We start from the raw sequence: 16,994 nt of genomic DNA on the forward strand, positions 1-16,994 counted from the left end.
AGGCGAACGCATGTTTCTTGAAGGCGAGGTCAACTGGGCTCTGGTGTTCGGCGTGGTGGCGGCGATCTGCGTCGTCGCGGCCATTACGGGACTCTTCGCGGCCGCCCGCTGGGCCCTGGCGTATCGAAATGCGACGGCCCAGCTTGAACACGCCCTGATGAGCCACGAGGGCTCGGCCCGACGCCTGCGCGAGGTGCTGGACGCCATTCCGGTCGCCCTTGTCGAGACCGACCTGGGCGGCAAGTTCATCTTCGCCAACCGCGCCGCGCACCAGCTGCTGGGACGCCGCGACGCCGAGCTGCTGGGCCTGCGCTTTCACTCCGCCACCTGGGGCATCACCTATCCCGACGGCCGCCCCGTGCCGCCCGACCTGCTGCCCAGCGCCCGGGCCCTGCGCGGCCAGACGGTCAAGGGCTTCCAGCACATCATGGCCAACCCCTCCAGCCGCCGGAAGATGCTGGTCTCGGTCACGGCCATGCCCATCGTCGGGCCTGTGGGCGAGGTGATCGGCTCCACCGCCGCCATCGTCGAGACCGACAGCCTGATTCAGCCCGAACCCGCGCCCGCGCCGGAGCCCGTCGCCGCCCCGGTCGATCCCGGCCTGACCCGGCGGGTGTTCGACGCCGCCTCCAGCGCCCTGGTGGTTCTGGATGCGGACGGACGGGTGCGCGAGGCCAACCGCACGGCGCTGGAGCGCCACGGCCTGGACGCCGGGGCCGTCGAGGGCCTGGACTTCGCCGACCTGTTTCTGGCGCTGGACGAGCGTACGGAGGGCCGCATGGCCCTGAACGCCGCCCGCGCCGCCGATCCGGGCGCGGCCGCGCCGATCGCTGCGGCCTCGGGCCTGACCTGGCGCATCCTGGCCCTGCCGGGCGAGGACGGCGCCCTGCTGCTGGCGGGCGAACGCACGCCGGAGCCTCTGCCCGAAATCCCCGCTGAAGACACGACCGACGACCCGACCGAGGCCCTGCGCGCCGAGCTGGAGCAGGCGCGCGCCCGCCTGACCGCGCTGGAGGACCGCGCCGCCGAGGACCGGGCCGAGCTGACGGCCGCGCGGCGGCTGGAGAACGTGGGCCGTCTGACCGGCGGCGTCGCGCACGACTTCTCGGCCCTGCTGGGGGTCATGACCAGCGCCCTCGACATGCTGCTGAAACAGGCGGACCAGCCCGACCGGGTGCGCCGTCTGGGCGGCGCGGCCCTGAACGCAGGCCGGCGCGGCGAGGCCCTGACCCGGCGTCTGGCCGCCTTCAGCCAGGGCGAGGACGCGGTCATGAACCGGCTGGACCTGTCGGTCCTGCTGAAAAGCATGGAGCCGACCCTGCGCCACATGGCGGGCGAGGACGTGGACCTGATGATCGAGGCGCCCGACCGGCCCATGGAGGCGGTGATCGACCCGGCCGCCTTCGACGGCGCCGTGCGCGCCCTGCTGGACAACGCCGTTCAGGCGCTGGAGGGGCGCGGCTCCGTGGCCGTTCGGCTGGACGAGACGCCCGAGGGCCAGTGGCGCCTGTCGGTGCGCGACAACGGCCCGGGCATGGACAGCGACGTCCTGGCCCGCGCCTCCGAGCCCTTCTTCACCACCCGGGACGGCGCCACGGGTCTGGGCCTGTCCCAGGCTTACGCCTTTGCGCGCCAGTCGGGCGGGCGGCTGTCCATGGACAGCGCGCCGGGCGAGGGGACCGAGGCCGCCCTGATCCTGCCGCCCGCGCCGGAAATCGCCGCGGAAACCGCCCCCGCCGCGCCCGAGGCCGAAGCCGCGGAATCCTGAACCGGGATTTCGCCGTTCTGTCAGCGCCCGTCTGCTGCTAGGCTGCGCCCAGAGGGAACAGGGAGGCGGTCATGAAGATCCTGCGGTTCATTCTGGTCATGGTGGTGATCGGCTATGCGGGCTGGCTGGCCTGGCCGTTCATCTCGCCGTTCCTCGAGGGGGCGGGTCCCGAGACGGCGGCGGCGCGCTCCGGCGCCGTTGTGGCGCTGGATTCCGGCGGTGACCTGCCCACCGCGGCTCTGTGGATCGGGGCGGTGGTCCTCTATCTGGTCAGCGCCCTGCTGCTGGGGGCGGGCAATCCCCGCGCCGTCGTCGCCTATTTTCTGGGCTTTCTGGCCGACATCGTGCTGCGGCTGGCCATGAGCCCGGATCGGGGCGTCTCCGCCGACATCGCCGCGCGCTCGGCCGAGGCCGTCCCCGCCCCGGCGGGGCTGGACCCGCAATGGATCGTCATCGCGGCTCTGGTGCTGGTGGGCCTGCTGGTCATGGCGGCCAGCCGCCGGGTGCGCCGCAGCCGCGCGCCGGGGCAGCTGACGTCCTGACACCGGACGCGGCGGCTTGCCCTCGCGGCCGCTGAGGCCATATCAGGGGTGGAGACGGCCGCCTGTCCCGGGTTATGAGCGGGCGCGCGCCTCCCCGCCGAAACTCAAGGACTCATCATGGCCGACGCCCCCCAATCCGCTCCGCAATATGACGTGGTCATCATCGGGGGCGGGCCCGGCGGCTACAACGCCGCCATCCGCGCGGGACAGCTGGGCCTCAAGGTCGCCTGCGTCGAGATGCGCGACACCCTGGGCGGCACCTGCCTGAACGTGGGCTGCATGCCCTCCAAGGCCCTGCTGCACGCCTCCGAAATGTACGAGGCGGCCGGGACGGCGTTCGCCGGGCTGGGCATCAAGGTCGGCGACCGCGCGCTCGACCTGGGTCAGATGATGAAGCAGAAGGACGACAGCGTCGGGCAGCTGACCAAGGGCATCGAGTTCCTGTTCAAGAAGAACAAGGTGGACTGGCTCAAGGGCCGGGGCCGCATCGCCGGCCGAAAAGGGGAGTGGGGCCAGGTCGAGGTCGAGGCCGCCGACGGATCGAAGACCACCGTGGCCGCGAAGAACATCATCATCGCCACCGGCTCCGAGCCCACCCCCCTGCCGGGCGTGGAGTTCGTGGAGGGCAAGGTGATCGACTCCACCGGCGCCCTGTCGCTGTCGGCGGTGCCGAAGAAGCTGATCGTCATCGGCGCGGGCGTGATCGGGCTGGAGCTGGGCTCGGTCTGGCGTCGTCTGGGCGCCGAGGTCGAGGTTGTCGAGTATCTGGACAAGATCGGCGCGGGCATGGACGCCGAGGTGGCCACGGCCTTCCAGCGCGGCCTGACCAAACAGGGCATGACCTTCCGCATGGGCACGAAAGTCACCGGCGCCAAGGTGGTCAAGGACGGCGTCGAGCTCATGATTGAACCCGCGGCCGGCGGCAAGGCCGAGACCCTCAAGGGCGACGTGGTGCTGGTGGCCATCGGCCGCCGCCCCTACACGGCGGGCCTGGGGCTGGAGACGGTGGGCATCGAGACCGACAAGCGCGGCTTCATCGCCAACGACCACTTCAAGGCCGGTCAGGACGGCGTCTGGGTCATCGGCGACGTGACCTATGGCCCCATGCTGGCCCACAAGGCCGAGGAGGACGCCGTGGCCGCCGTCGAGCTGATCGCGGGCAAGGCGGGCCATGCGGACTACAACCTGGTCCCCAGCGTCATCTACACCGCCCCCGAAGTGGCCTGGGTCGGCAAGACCGAGGAGCAGCTGAAGGAAGCGGGCGTCGAATTCAGGAAGGGCAAATTCCCCTTCGCCGCCAACAGCCGCGCCAAGATCAATCACGAGACCGAGGGCTTCGTGAAGGTTCTGGCCGATCCGAAGACCGACCGGGTCCTGGGCGTGCACATCTATGGGCCGCAGGCGGGCGAGCTGATCGGCGCGGCCTGCATGACCATGGCCTTCGGCGGCGCCTCCGAGGACATCGCCCGCACCTCCTACGCCCACCCCACGCGCTCGGAAGCCCTCAAGCAGGCCGCCATGGGCGTCGAGGGCTGGATCATGCAGGCCTGATTTCGGTCCCGCGCTCCGCCTCGTCAGGCGATGATGTCGGGCAGGATGCGGGCCTCGATCTTCACGATCTCGTCGCGCAGGGCCAGTTTGCGGCGCTTCATGCGGGCGATGCGCAGCTGGTCGGGCACGGGCACGGCGCCCAGGGCCTCGATGGCGGCGTCCAGGTCGGCGTGCTCCTGACGCAGGGCCTTCACCCGGTCGTGCAGCTCGCGCTCTTCGGTGTCGGAAAGGTCTTCGTCGTCGTTCATGGAGCCCCCGTCCGCGTCCTTATAGCCAAGGCCGAGTCAGGCCGGAAGCCGCTTGACCAAGGCCTCGGCCAGATGGCCGAGCGCCGGGCGCGGGATCTGGTCGCCCCATTGGCGGGCCACGCGGACGAGCAGGTCGACCGTCGCCGGCGCCTTGCCGCCCGGCTCGGGGGCCAGCCCCTCCAGCGCCAGAATCAGACGGCGCTCGGCCTCCAGCTCGACGGCCTTGACCTGGGCCCGCACCGCCTCGCGGTCGGCGTCGGCCATGTCGGGGCGGCGGGTCTTCAGGGCGCGGCGCAGCTCGCGCAGCGGGACCACCGCATGGTCGGCCCAGACCCGGGTGGTGTCGATGGCGCCCTCAAGGGCGTCCTCGTCCGGCGTCCGGCCGGTCTCGGCGCACCAGGCGGCCCACAGCAGAAGCGGGACGGCCTGTTCGTGAACATCCTGCAGATGAAGGCATTCCTCGGCCACGCCGGGCGCGGCGTAGGCCGCCGCGGCCCAGTCCCAGAACCCGTCGCTCATTCCGGCGCGTCCGCCGCCATGCCCTGCCAGCGGCGCACCGGCGCCCAGTCCAGACCGAACAGGTCCAGCATCCGGCCCACCGACTGGTCGATCATGGCCTCGATGGAGGCAGGCTTCGCATAGAGGGCGGGCAGGGGCGGGGCGATCACCGCGCCCATCTCGGCCAGGGCGGTCAGGGTGCGCAGGTGGCCCAGATGCAGCGGCGTCTCGCGCACCATCAGCACCAGACGGCGGCGCTCCTTCAGGGTCACGTCGGCGGCGCGGGTCAGCAGGGTGGAGGTCACGCCGGTGGCGATCTCGCTCATGGTCCGCACCGAACAGGGCGCCACCACCATGCCCAGGGTGCGGAACGAGCCGGACGAAACGGACGCTCCCACGTCGCCGATCTTGTGGACCACCGACGCCTTGTCGTTGAGCTCGGCGAGAGAAAGAGTCGTTTCCTGCGACAGGGTCATGGCCGCCGCGCGGCTGACCACCAGGTGGCTTTCCACGCCCAGATCGTTCAGGGCGTCCAGCGTCCGGACGCCGTAAGCCACGCCGGATGCTCCGGAAATTCCCACGATCAGGCGCGGCCGGGCGCCGGATACGGCTCTGTTCACATCATCGGCCATATTGGGCGCCATGCTCCCCATGTCCCTGCGACGGCCCGTGTCACCGGAATGTGATTCTACAGGTCGCCGCGAGGGGCGTTGGATTGTCTGGTCCCTTAACATGGAGGCGCAAGCCATGGCCATTGACGCTCGCATTCGCGAACTGGGAAATCGTCACCGCAATCTGGATGAGACCATCCAGCAGGAAATGACCCACCCCAGCGCCGACTCGCTGCGCGTCAGGGAGCTCAAACAACAGAAGCTCCGACTGAAGGAAGAGATACGAACGCTCGAGGCGCGGCTGAACTAGCGGCGCCTCCGACTGAAAACGAGAAAGGCCCCGCCGGTCACCGGCGGGGCCTTTTGCATTCGGTGATGAGGCCGGCTCAGTCCTCGTTGGAGCCGAACACCGACGCCGCCGTGGGCTCGGCGCCGCGGCGCTCGCGGGCCTCGGGGGTGAATTCGGGTTCTTCCTCGACCGGGGCCTCGGCCTCGCCGGCGGGGGCCAGCACGCCGCCGCCCTTCTTCGCGTCGTCGCGGGCCTTCTTCTCGGCGGCCTTCTTGACCAGCTCGTCCAGCTGCATCTGGCTGGTCAGGCCCAGGGTCACCGGATCCACCGGCTTGATGTTGGGGCTGTTCCAGTGGGTGCGGTTGCGCACGCTCTCGATGGTGGCCTTGGTGGTGCCCAGCAGCTTGGAGATCTGGGCGTCGGTCACCTCGGGGTGGTTGCGCACGAACCACGAGATAGCGTCCGGGCGGTCCTGACGGCGCGACACGGGCGTGTACTTGGGCCCCTTCCTGGCGGGCTTGAACAGCTCGGCGTGGGCGCTGACCACCGCCTTCATGCGGTAGTTTTCGTCGTTCTGGGCCTTGTCCAGCTCCTCGCGGGTCAGCTGGCCGTTGACGATGGGATCCGAGCCGCGGATGTCGCGGGCCACGTCGCCGTCGGCGATGCCGCGCACTTCCAGCGGGTGCAGGCCGCAGAAGTCGGCGATCTGGTCGAAGCTGAGCGAGGTGTTGTCCACCAGCCAGACCGCGGTGGCCTTGGGCATCAGAATGTCGGTCATGGGTTGAAACCCCTGGGAATGCGGCCCGGCGAAGCAGGCGTTGAAAACAGCGGCGCCCGACCTTTCGGCCGGGCGCGGATGGCTTTCCATACGCCCATTCCGGGCAAAAGGAAACGGGCGGCTGACGGCGGCGACCCGGCGCACTATGTTGCCCGCCATGTCCGAGCCCGCCGATTCCACCGCCCCTCAAGGCGCCCCAGAGAACACCGTTGCGATCGACCGTCCCCTGACCCAGGACGGGCCGCCGGTGCGGCTGTATCTGATCGACGCCTCGGCCTACATCTTTCGGGCCTACCACGCCCTGCCGCCCCTGACGCGCAAGTCCGACGGCCTGCCGGTGGGCGCGGTGCAGGGCTACTGCAACATGCTGTGGAAGCTGATGCGGGACTTCAAGGGCGAGGACGGGCCGACCCATCTGGCGGCCATCTTCGACCATTCGGAAAAGACCTTCCGCAACGATCTGTACCCCCAGTACAAGGCCCACCGCCCGCCGCCGCCCGAGGACCTGATCCCCCAGTTCGCCCTGGTGCGCGAGGCCACCGCCGCCTTCGGCCTGCCCTGCGTGGAGCTGCCCGGCTACGAGGCCGACGACCTGATCGCCACCTACGCCTGCAAGGCGCGCGACATGGGCGGCAAGGCGGTGATCGTCTCGTCCGACAAGGACCTGATGCAGCTGATCGGCGACGGGGTGGTCATGTACGATCCCATGAAGGACGCCGTGCTGGAGCATGAGGCGGTCATGGCCAAGTTCGGCGTCGGGCCGGACAGGGTGGTGGACGTGCAGGCCCTGATCGGGGACTCCACCGACAATGTGCCCGGCGCGCCGGGCATCGGGGTCAAGACCGCCTCGGCCCTGATCGCCGAATACGGCGACCTGGACACGCTTCTGGAGCGGGCCCACGAGATCAAGCAGAACAAGCGGCGCGAGACCCTGATCGAATACGCCGACCAGATCCGCCTGTCGCGCGAACTGGTGCGCCTGACCTGCGACGCCCCGGCGCCGGAGCCGATCAGCGACTTCGTGGTGCGCGATCCCGACCCGGCGACGCTTTCGGCGTTCCTGGACAGGATGGAGTTCCGCTCGCTGGCCCGGCGGGTGGGCGACGGCAAGGCGCCGGAGAAGAACGGGGCCACCTTCCCAAACGGCGGGCTGCGGGCCAAACCGGTCAGCGCCCCGGTGGCCACGCCCCGCTACGCCCCGGCCGAAAGCGTCACCCCGGCCGAGCCGCACCTGTTCGACACCGACGCCTATGAGTGCGTGACCACCCTCGCGGCGCTGGAGGTCTGGATCGCCGAGGCGAAGGCCGCGGGCGTCATCGGCGTCGACACCGAGACGGATTCCCTGTCGTCCAGCCATGCGGAGCTGTGCGGCCTGTCGCTGGCCACCGGCCCGAACCGCGCCTGCTACATCCCCCTGACCCACGACCATCCGGGCGAGGCGGACGGCGGCGGCGGGCTGGACTTCGAGGGCGCGGGCCGCGCCCGGCCGGACCAGATCGAGATCGAGGAGGCGCTGGCGAAGCTCAAGCCGCTGCTGGAGGATCCGTCGGTCCTGAAGGTTGGCCAGAACATCAAATACGATCTGGCGGTGATGAAGCGGCACGGGATCGCCGTGGGCCCCATCGACGACACCATGCTGATCTCCTACGTGCTGGGCGGCGGGCTGCACCCCCACGGCATGGACGAGCTGGCCAAACGCCACCTCGGCCACGAGCCCATCGCCTTCAAGGCCGTGGCCGGGACCGGCAAGGCCCAGAAGAGCTTCCGCCACGTGGAGCTGAAACCGGCCACCTGCTACGCCGCCGAGGACGCGGACGTGACCCTTCGCTTGTGGCGCATCCTGAAACCGCAGCTGGCGGCCGAGGGCCTGACCAACGCCTATGAGACGCTGGAGCGCGGCATGCCCGCGGTGCTGGCGGACATGGAGATCGCGGGCATCCGGGTGAACCCGGACCGGCTGCGCGCCCTGTCCAGCGAGTTCGGCATGCGCATGGCCGAGCTGGAGATCACCGCCCACGAACTGGCGGGCCGCCCGTTCAATCTGGGCAGCCCCAAGCAGATCGGCGAGATCCTGTTCGGCGAGATGGGGCTGGAGGGCGGCAAGAAGACCGCCTCGGGCCAGTGGGGCACCGATGCGTCCGTGCTGGAGGAGCTGGCCCTCACCCACGACCTGCCGCGCACCCTGCTGGACTGGCGCCAGCTGGCCAAGCTCAAGGGCACCTACACCGACGCCCTGGTGCTGGCGGCGGATCCCGAGACCCACCGGGTGCATACCAGCTTCCAGCTGGCGGCGGCCTCCACCGGGCGGCTGGCCTCATCGGACCCGAACCTGCAGAACATTCCCATCCGCACCGAGACGGGCCGCCAGATCCGCCAGGCCTTCATCGCCCGGGACGGCCATGTGCTGATCTCGGCGGACTACAGCCAGATCGAGCTGCGGCTGCTGGCCCACATCGGCGACATCCCCGAGCTGAAGGCCGCCTTCAAGGCCGGGCTGGACATCCACGCGGCCACCGCGTCCGAGATGTTCGATGTGCCCCTTTCGGAGATGACGCCCGAGACCCGTCGCCGGGCCAAGGCGATCAATTTCGGCATCATCTACGGCATCTCCGCCTTTGGTCTGGCGGCCCAGCTGGGCATCGGCCAGGGCGAGGCGGGGGCCTATATCAAGACCTATTTCGAACGCTTCCCCGGCATCCGCGACTACATGGACCGGACCAAGGCGCTGGTGCGCGAGCAGGGCTATGTCACCACCCTGTTCGGGCGGCGGGTGCATGTGCCGGCGATCCACTCCAAGTCCGGCGCCGAGCGCCAGTTCGGCGAGCGCGCCGCCATCAACGCCCCGATCCAGGGCGCCGCGGCCGACATCATCCGCCGCGCCATGATGAGGATGCCCGCCGCCCTGCGTGACGCGGGGCTTCAGACCCACATGCTGCTGCAGGTGCACGACGAACTGGTGTTCGAGGCCCCCGAGGCCGAGGCCGACCGCGCCATGGCCGTGATCCGCAAGGTCATGGAGACCGCCCCGCTGCCCGCTGTCCAGCTCACCGTCCCCATCGACGTGGAAGCCAAGGCGGCCGCCAACTGGGATCAGGCGCACTAGGGCCAGGGGGCGGTGTTGACTCCCTCCGCCCGCAAGCGGACAACACCGTCCTGCATGGTCCCGGCGCGCCCCGCCGGGGCTGTTTTCTTTTCAGGGAAGGAGCCCGTCGTGTCCGGTCATCTCATGGGAGTCTACAATCGCGCCCCGGTCGAGGTGGAGCGCGGCGAGGGCGCCCGGCTTTATGCGACGGACGGCACGGCCTATCTGGACTGCGTGGCGGGCATCGCCACCAATTCCCTCGGCCACCGGCACCCGCGTCTGGTGCAGGCGCTGAAGGACCAGGCTGACAAGCTGTGGCACACCTCCAACATCTTCCGCATTCCGGGGCAGGAGGCGCTGGCCGACCGTCTGACGGCCGAGAGCTTCGCCGACGTGGTGTTCTTCGCCAACTCGGGGACCGAGGCGGTCGAGGCGGCCATCAAGACCGCGCGCCGCTATCACTACGCCAACGGAAACACCGACCGCATCGACATCATCGGCTTTGACGGCTCGTTCCACGGCCGGACCTATGCGGCCATCAATGCGGCGGGCAACCCGTCCTATGTGGAGGGCTTCGGCCCCCGCCTGCCCGGCTATGTGCAGGTGACCTTCGGCGACATGGAGGCCATCAAGGTCGCCATCGACAGCCCCACCGCCGCCGCCGTGATCCTCGAGCCGGTCCAGGGCGAGGGCGGCGCGCGCGCCTTCCCCGACGCCGACCTGCGCCAGATCCGCCAGTGGTGCGACGACGCCGGCGTGCTGCTGGTGCTGGACGAGGTGCAGTCCGGCATGGGCCGCACCGGCAAGCTGTGGGCCCACGAATGGGCCGGGATCACCCCGGACATCATGGCCGTGGCCAAGGCGCTGGGCGGCGGCTTCCCCATCGGCGCCTGCCTGGCCACCACCGAGGCGGCCAAGGGCATGGTGGCCGGCGTGCACGGCACCACCTTCGGCGGCAATCCCCTGGCCATGGCCGTGGGCCATGCCGCCCTGGACGAGATCGCCAGGCCGGAAACCCTCGCCAATGTGGCGGAGATCTCCGGCTATCTGACCCAGCAGCTGCACGGTCTGAAGGAGCGCTTCCCCGACATCATCGTGGACGTGCGCGGGCGCGGCCTGCTGATCGGCGTCAAGCTGGTCCCCAACAACCGCGAGTTCATGGGCTGGGCCCGCGACGGCCAGCACCTGCTGGTGGCCGGCGGCGGCGACAACTGCGTGCGCCTGCTGCCCCCCCTGACCCTCACCCTCGACGAGGCCCGCGAGGCCGTCGAGAAGTTCGAAAAGACCTGCGAGGCCGCCCGGGAGAAAATGGCGGCGTGAGATCAGTCCTTCTCCCGGTGGGAGAAGGGGGAACCCGCGCACCGGAGCGACAGCGACGGTTCTGCGCGCGGGGGATGAGGGGCGGATGTCATCATGAACCACCCGGCCCTCACCCTGCGCGCATAGAAGCGCTCTGCTACGCATCCCGCTGCGCGCAGCCCTCTCCCTACGGGAGAGGGTCATGGAGATGAACATGGTCCGCCACTTCCTCGACATCCACCGGCTGGACGCGGAGACCCTGCGCGCCATCCTGGACGACGCCCACGCCCGCAAGGCGGCCCGCAAGGGCTGGCCGAAGGGGCGCGTGGACGCCGATGCGCCCGCGAAGGACCGGGTGCTGGCCATGATCTTCGAGAAGAACTCCACCCGCACGCGGTTCAGCTTCGACGCCGCCATCCGCCAGCTGGGCGGCGACGCCATCATCGCCAATGCGGCGGACATGCAGCTGGGCCGCGGCGAGCCCGTCGAGGACACCGCGCGGGTGCTGTCGCGCATGGTGGACGCGGTGATGATCCGCGCCAACGACCACGAGGACGTGGAGCGCTTCGCCCGGGTCTCGACCGTGCCGGTGGTCAACGCCCTGACCGACCGCTCGCACCCGTGCCAGATCCTGGCCGACCTGATGACCATCGAGGAGCATCGCGGCCCGGTGGCGGGCAAGACGCTCGCCTGGGTGGGCGACGGCAACAATGTCTGCGCCAGTTTCATCCATGCGGCGCCCAAATTCGGCTTCCAGCTGAACGTGGCCTGCCCGTCCGACTATCACCCCGACCTGCACGACCTGCAGCGCGGCGGGAACCATGTGCACCTGACCTCCGACCCGCGCGAGGCGGTGGCCGGCGCCGATGTGGTGGTCACCGACACCTGGGTCTCCATGGGCGATCAGGACTATGAGGAGCGCCTGGCCGCCTTCGAGGCCTACGGCGTCGACGCGGTCCTGATGAAACAGGCGGCGCCGGACGCGGTGTTCCTGCACTGCCTGCCCGCCCACCGGGGCGAGGAGGTGTCTGACGCCGTTCTCGACGGACCCCAGTCCGTGGTCTGGGACGAGGCCGAGAACCGCATCCACGCCCAGAAGGCGGTGCTGGCGTGGTGTTTCGGGGGTTGAGTAGGATCACAGACGCCACGGGTCCGCTCACGGGCAGACAGTTGAAGCGTGCTCACGACCTGTGGCGGACACTGGCCTAACGGGCCTTGTAGACCTCAATCAGCGCCAGCAGTTTCTCTTGATGTTCGCTGGATAGCTCAGCGACGTTTCGCGCCAGATAGAACTCCGCGTCAGTCTTGATTGTGCCGCGACGAATGATGCGGGCGACAGCTTTGCTAGAAAGCATCTGGATCTCAGAGAGCGAAGGAAGGCCGTCTTCAAGAAACTGTCGATCGATCACCGCGATCCGGCTAGGCGACCAATCGTTCGTCATCTCCACCATGTCACCAATGGCGAGCGCAAGTCCCTCCCGCGCCTTCGCCTTGGGAAACCCATCGAGCACCCGAATTGGGTCAATCTCGGAGTCGGCCTCAATGTCCGGCATAGTCAGCGCGACCATACTTCGAAGCCATAGCCTCAGTCGTTCATAGCTTTCGGCGGTGACGAGCATTCAGTAGTTCTGACGAGCTTGGCGATCCTGCGCAATGACCGCTTCGCGACCGTTGCAGGCGCCTACGCTATGGGTCGGTATGGATAGAGCGCGGTTCGCAGCATCTCCTGCTGGTCCAGCGGAGACGCTGACAAGTAGTCGGCTGAGGACGAAACCAGATCACGCACGCGGTCGACATGGTACTCCGCCACCCAGCCGGAATACCAGGACTCGACCTCTGACTGGTCCGGCTCAATCGTCTCGATGGTCGTCCTGATAGCGTCGTTCAGCAGGGGGCTGAGGAGCCCGTCCAGGCCATCGTCGTCGTAGAACTTCGCACGGATCAGGGTTCGGAGGAAAAAGGCCAGGCTCCCTTTGCCGTCCAGTTTGACCGTGAGGCCGTGGTCAGATTTTTCGATATTCACGGTCACGCTGCGCTCCCCGCGTCACGTCTGGCTACACGACCTAACCCCGCGTCAGCCGCAGGTCCTGATAGTCGTACGAGAAGTCGATGTCCGGCGAGACGCCTTTCAGGGTCGCGCTGACGGGACGGCCGTCCGCCATCGCGAAGGTGACGAAGGCGTCCTCCTCGCGCTTGTCCGGGAAGCGGGTGCGGAAGGTCTCGCCGTCATAGGGCTCCAGCGGACCCTTCAGGGCGTTCGACCGGGTGAAGTCCAGCCACAGGCCCCCATCGCGCTGGCTGATGACGATGTCGCCGTACCAGGGGTCGCGCCAGGTTCCCGCATAGGCCGCCAGCGGCAGGGACGGCGCGGCGCCGGCGGCCTGTTTCGCGTCGATCTCTGCGGCGGCGGTCAGCGATCGTTCGGTGGACTCGGCCAGCAGCCGCTGGCTGTCCGCGATCCAGTCGAAGGCGGCGAACTCCCGGTCCTCAGCCATCACGATGTCGGCGATGCCGCTGCGCAGGGCGCGCAGCAGATAGCTTTCCTCGGCGTTGGAGAAGATGGCGAAGCCCACATTGCGGCCGGGGATCAGCACCGTCGCCGAGATGCCGCCGGGCGAGCCGCCGCCGTGAGTCACCATGCGCTCGCCCCGGTAGTCCGCCACGCTCCACCCCATCGCATAGGTCGAGGCGATGGACCGGCCGGGCAGCTCCGCCGTGGGCCCCGGCGAGGAGCCGGAGATGACGTTGGGCCGCCACATCTCGCGGGCGACCGCTTCGGACCACAGGCGCGTCCCGTCCGGCGCCACGCCCGAGGCCAGCTGGGTCTTCATCCATTGGGTCCAGTCGCGGGGCGAGGCGGCGAAGCCCCCGGCGGCGCCCGCCGAGTCCCAGTTCCAGATGCCCGCGATGGAGTCCTCCAGCAGGGTCATCTCCCCCTGATAGCGCAGGGGCGGGCCGATGCGGCCGTGGGGCAGGGCCGAGCGCGCCGGGTCCGCCCGGCTGGTCAGGGGAACCGTGTCCGCCATGCCCAGCGGGGTCAGCACCCGCGTCTGGACGAAGTCCTCCCACGGCATGCCCGACACCGCCGCAATCACCTCGCCCGCCGCCACGAACATCAGGTTGCAGTAGTGGTACCCGGCCCGGAAGCCATGCTCGATGGGCACATTGGGGATGGCGGCCATGATCTCGGCCCGGGTCCGGTCGCTGTTGGGCCAGAACAGCAGGTCCCCGGCGCCCAGGCCGAAGCCCGCCCGGTGGCTGAGCAGGTCGCGCACGGTGATGCGCTCGGTGATGAAGGGGTCCGACAGGCGGAAGTCCGGCAGATAGGTGCGCACCGGCGCGTCCCACTGAACCCGCTCCTCGTCCACCAGCATGCCCAGCGAGGCCGCCGTCACCGCCTTGGTGTTGGAGGCCACGGCGAACAGGGTGGTCTCGTCCACGCGGCTGTCGGGCCGGTCCTGACGCCGCACGCCATAGCCCTTGGCCAGCACCGTCTCGCCGCCGCGCACCAGGCTGATCCCCAGCCCCGGCTGGTCCGGAAAGGCGGCCATGCAGCGCGTCACATAGGCATCCACCGCATCGGCCAGGGCCTGATCCCGCCCGGCGTCCTGCGCCCAACCGCGGCGCGGCAGGAAGGCGACGCCCGCCGCGGCGGTGGTGAGGGACAGCGCCGCGCGGCGCGAAAGGCTGAGGCTCATGCTTGGATTTCCCGACTGATCCCGCAGGCTAGACCGGCGCCGCCCGCCCTGTCCACGCGCTCAGCGCTGCGTCTGCCACGCCATCCACACGGCGATCAGCACCAGTCCCGCGGCCATGGCCGCCCGCGCGCGCGGCCCCTCCATCCGCTCGGTCAGGCCCCGCCCGGCGCCCGCCGCGCTGAACACCACCAGCCCGTGGACCGCCACGGCGATCAGCAGGTGCAGCCCGCCAAGGATCAGGGCCTGGGTCAGGGGCGTGGCGTAGCCGGGGCGGATGAAGGTGGGCAGCAGGGCCACATAGAACACCGCCGCCTTGGGATTGAGCAGATTGCCCACCATGCCGCGCAGGAACAGGGCCCGGCGGGTCGCCTCGGGCTCGGCCTGATCGGCCGTTCCGTCGCCGCGCCACGCCTCCCACGCCAGCCACAGCAGGAACCCCACCCCGGCCCAGCGGATCACCTCGTGCACCGCCGGATAGGCCAGCACGAACCGGCCCAAACCCAGCAGCGCCGCCGTCATCCAGGCCGCCAGCCCCACGGTGATTCCCGCCACCGCCGCCAGCCCGGCCGTGCGTCCCCGCGCCAGGGTGACCAGCGCCAGCCAGCCCATGTTCGGCCCCGGCGTCAGCTCCACCAGCACCATGGCCATCAGGAACGGCGCGATGATCGCGGGATCCAGCGGCAGGCTCATCGGCTCATCCCCGTCGCCACTTGGCCAGGTCGTCGAGGATTTCGGCCTCGATCTGGGCGCGGGTGAAGCCGGTCACGTCCTGACGGCGCCCCCCCTGGGCCTGAGCCGTCAGGCGCCATTCCACGCTGCGCCGGTCCTCGGGCGCCTCCAGCGGCGACAGGGCGGGCAGGGGCCGGGACGCGGCGGTCAGCCGCCAGGTGAAGTCGGCCCAGCCGGGATGGTGCACGGTCAGCGCCGCCCCGTCCTCGAGGGTGGTCACCTCGGCGGTCTCCATGCCTTCGGCCGTCAGGGCGGCGGCGGCCGCCTGCATGGCCGGCAGGCCATGCCGCTCGATCTGGCGGTCGATGTCCCGGCGACGGGCGGGGGCCATCATGCGCTTGACCCGCTCGGCCAGCGGCGGCTGCTCGGTGTCGATCTCGCGCCCGGCGGCGTCGGCGGACATCTGCCGCACCAGCCCGGCGGTCAGCAGGATCATGATCACCGCGAACGGCAGGGCGGCCACAAGGGTCGCGGCCTGCAGCGCCCCCAGTCCCCCTGCCAGCAGCAACAACGCCGCCGCCAGCCCCTCCATGGAACACCAGTAGATCCGCTGCCAGCGGGGCGTGTCGTCCGCGCCGCCGGACGCGATGGTGTCGATCACCAGCGAGCCGGAGTCCGCGCTGGTCACGAAGAACACAGCCACCAGAATGACCGCCAGGGTCGAGGTGATGGCCGTGCCCGGCAGATACTCAAAGAACTGGAACAGGGCCGTGGACAGGTCCGTCTGCACCGCCTGGGTGATGGCTCCGGCCGCCACGCCCATGTCCAGGGCGATGGCCGTGTTGCCGAAGACGGTCATCCACAGGAAGGTGAAACCGGTGGGCACCAGCAGCACCCCGGCGGCGAACTGGCGCACCGTGCGGCCGCGCGAGATGCGGGCGATGAACATGCCCACGAAGGGCGACCAGGCGATCCACCAGGCCCAGTAGAACAGGGTCCAGTCGGCCATCCAGCCGCGCGGCTCATAGGCGTAGAGGTTGAAGGTCCGCTGGAAGAACTGGTCCAGATACAGGCCGAAATTCTGCACGAAGGCCTTCAGCAGGAACCCGGTCGGCCCTGCGATCAGCACGAACAGCATCAGCCCCACGGCGATGGTCAGGTTCAGCTCCGACAGCCGTCGCACGCCCCGGTCCAGCCCGGTCAGCACCGAGACCATGGCCGCCCCCATGACCACGGCGATCAGCCCCACCTGCACCCAGGCGTTGGACGGCAGGCCGGTCAGATAGGTCAGCCCGCTGTTGATCTGGGCCACGCCCAGCCCCAGCGAGGTGGCGATGCCGAACAGGGTGCCGCAGATGGCGAAGATGTCCACCGCGTCCCCGATGGGCCCGTTGATGCGCCGGCCCAGCAGCGGGTGCAGCCCCGAGCGCAGGGTCAGGGGCAGGCCCTTGCGGTGCGCGAAATAGGCCAGGCTCAGCCCCACCACCGCATAGACGGCCCAGGCGTGCACGCCCCAGTGGATGAAGGTGATGACCATGCCCTCGCGGGCGGCGGCGAAGGTGCCGGGCTCGGCCTCGGGCGGGGCGGCGTAGTGCTGCACCGGCTCGGCCACGGCGAAATACATCAGGCCGATGCCCATGCCCGCGGCGAACAGCATGGCCAGCCACGACAGATAGGGGAAATCCGGCTCGCAGTCGTCCGGCCCCAGCTTCAGCTTGCCGGTGGGGCCGATGGCCAGCCACAGCACCATCAGCAGGAACCCCGCCACCGAGGCCACATAGAACCAGCCGAAGGTGGCGATCACCCAGTCCTGGGCGTGGCCGAAGGCGTAGTCCGAGGCGCCCGGCGCGATCAGGGCGGCGGCGAGCAGGGCGCCGATGATCAGGCTGGCCCCCCAGAACACGCGCGGATTCATCTTTGACTTCAGCATGGAAGCGAAGCGTAGCGGCGTCGTGGCGGTT

At 69.7% G+C, this 16,994-nt stretch carries 16 protein-coding genes; 7 read left to right on the plus strand and 9 right to left on the minus strand.

Features of this window, described 5'->3' with window-relative positions:
- Positions 1 to 10: 10 nt before the first annotated feature.
- From IWC96_RS12655 to lpdA, 3 genes are all read left to right on the plus strand, one after another.
- A complete protein-coding gene (locus IWC96_RS12655) occupies positions 11 to 1,768 on the plus strand; it encodes an ATP-binding protein (RefSeq protein ID WP_196839036.1) in 1,758 nt (585 codons plus the stop codon).
- Between the two features lie 71 nt (positions 1,769 to 1,839).
- A complete protein-coding gene (locus tag IWC96_RS12660; RefSeq protein WP_021698573.1) occupies positions 1,840 to 2,310 on the plus strand; it encodes a hypothetical protein in 471 nt (156 codons plus the stop codon).
- A 117-nt stretch (positions 2,311 to 2,427) separates the two neighbouring features.
- Positions 2,428 to 3,861: a dihydrolipoyl dehydrogenase gene (gene lpdA / locus IWC96_RS12665; protein WP_021698574.1), complete on the plus strand. Its 1,434-nt coding sequence runs from the start codon at positions 2,428 to 2,430 to the stop codon at positions 3,859 to 3,861.
- 23 nt (positions 3,862 to 3,884) lie between these two features.
- Here lpdA and IWC96_RS12670 read toward each other — a convergent pair whose 3' ends face one another.
- From IWC96_RS12670 to IWC96_RS12680, 3 genes are read right to left on the minus strand one after another with little or no spacing between them, the layout of a single operon-like run.
- Positions 3,885 to 4,109 (minus strand): YdcH family protein, encoded by a 225-nt coding sequence (locus IWC96_RS12670; protein WP_021698575.1) that lies wholly within the window; start codon positions 4,107 to 4,109, stop codon positions 3,885 to 3,887.
- A gap of 36 nt (positions 4,110 to 4,145) precedes the next feature.
- Positions 4,146 to 4,628: a TIGR02444 family protein gene (locus tag IWC96_RS12675; RefSeq protein ID WP_021698576.1), complete on the minus strand. Its 483-nt coding sequence runs from the start codon at positions 4,626 to 4,628 to the stop codon at positions 4,146 to 4,148.
- Positions 4,625 to 5,239 carry a UbiX family flavin prenyltransferase gene (locus IWC96_RS12680; RefSeq protein WP_045319397.1) on the minus strand — a complete coding sequence of 205 codons (615 nt, stop codon included), beginning with the start codon at positions 5,237 to 5,239 and terminating at the stop codon, positions 4,625 to 4,627. The genes IWC96_RS12675 and IWC96_RS12680 overlap by 4 nt, the downstream gene beginning before the upstream one ends.
- A 115-nt stretch (positions 5,240 to 5,354) precedes the next feature.
- Between IWC96_RS12680 and IWC96_RS12685 the strand changes: the two genes are divergently transcribed.
- Positions 5,355 to 5,528: a YdcH family protein gene (locus tag IWC96_RS12685; RefSeq protein WP_021698578.1), complete on the plus strand. Its 174-nt coding sequence runs from the start codon at positions 5,355 to 5,357 to the stop codon at positions 5,526 to 5,528.
- 76 nt (positions 5,529 to 5,604) lie between these two features.
- Here the strand turns inward: IWC96_RS12685 and IWC96_RS12690 are convergent, their stop codons facing one another.
- Positions 5,605 to 6,285: a DUF1013 domain-containing protein gene (locus tag IWC96_RS12690; protein WP_045319398.1), complete on the minus strand. Its 681-nt coding sequence runs from the start codon at positions 6,283 to 6,285 to the stop codon at positions 5,605 to 5,607.
- 157 nt (positions 6,286 to 6,442) lie between these two features.
- On the opposite strand from IWC96_RS12690, the gene polA reads away from it, so the two are divergent.
- The 3 genes from polA (at position 6,443) to argF (ending at position 11,795) form a co-directional block, all read left to right on the plus strand.
- Positions 6,443 to 9,388, plus strand: coding sequence for a DNA polymerase I (polA, locus tag IWC96_RS12695; protein WP_196839037.1), 2,946 nt, complete (start codon positions 6,443 to 6,445; stop codon positions 9,386 to 9,388).
- Between the two features lie 123 nt (positions 9,389 to 9,511).
- Complete coding sequence (locus IWC96_RS12700; RefSeq protein WP_196839054.1) at positions 9,512 to 10,687, plus strand: aspartate aminotransferase family protein; 1,176 nt, start codon at positions 9,512 to 9,514, stop codon at positions 10,685 to 10,687.
- 187 nt (positions 10,688 to 10,874) lie between these two features.
- Positions 10,875 to 11,795, plus strand: a complete 921-nt coding sequence (argF, locus tag IWC96_RS12705) for an ornithine carbamoyltransferase (protein WP_196839055.1) — start codon at positions 10,875 to 10,877, stop codon at positions 11,793 to 11,795.
- A 76-nt stretch (positions 11,796 to 11,871) separates the two neighbouring features.
- Here argF and IWC96_RS12710 read toward each other — a convergent pair whose 3' ends face one another.
- The 5 genes from IWC96_RS12710 to IWC96_RS12730 form a co-directional block, all read right to left on the minus strand.
- The gene (locus IWC96_RS12710) at positions 11,872 to 12,285 is read right to left on the minus strand and encodes a hypothetical protein (RefSeq protein WP_196839038.1); all 414 of its coding nucleotides are present in this window, start codon (positions 12,283 to 12,285) and stop codon (positions 11,872 to 11,874) included.
- 62 nt (positions 12,286 to 12,347) lie between these two features.
- Positions 12,348 to 12,695 carry a hypothetical protein gene (locus tag IWC96_RS12715; RefSeq protein ID WP_196839039.1) on the minus strand — a complete coding sequence of 116 codons (348 nt, stop codon included), beginning with the start codon at positions 12,693 to 12,695 and terminating at the stop codon, positions 12,348 to 12,350.
- A 34-nt stretch (positions 12,696 to 12,729) separates the two neighbouring features.
- The gene (locus tag IWC96_RS12720) at positions 12,730 to 14,364 is read right to left on the minus strand and encodes a serine hydrolase (protein ID WP_196839040.1); all 1,635 of its coding nucleotides are present in this window, start codon (positions 14,362 to 14,364) and stop codon (positions 12,730 to 12,732) included.
- A 60-nt stretch (positions 14,365 to 14,424) separates the two neighbouring features.
- Entirely contained in the window at positions 14,425 to 15,054 is a 630-nt protein-coding gene (locus tag IWC96_RS12725; protein ID WP_196839041.1) for a LysE family translocator, read from the minus strand.
- 4 nt (positions 15,055 to 15,058) lie between these two features.
- The gene (locus IWC96_RS12730) at positions 15,059 to 16,963 is read right to left on the minus strand and encodes a BCCT family transporter (protein ID WP_045319406.1); all 1,905 of its coding nucleotides are present in this window, start codon (positions 16,961 to 16,963) and stop codon (positions 15,059 to 15,061) included.
- Positions 16,964 to 16,994 lie beyond the last annotated feature (31 nt).

Origin of the sequence: Brevundimonas sp. BAL450, from assembly GCF_015767455.1 — a bacterium.
In the GTDB taxonomy this organism is placed as follows: domain Bacteria; phylum Pseudomonadota; class Alphaproteobacteria; order Caulobacterales; family Caulobacteraceae; genus Brevundimonas; species Brevundimonas abyssalis.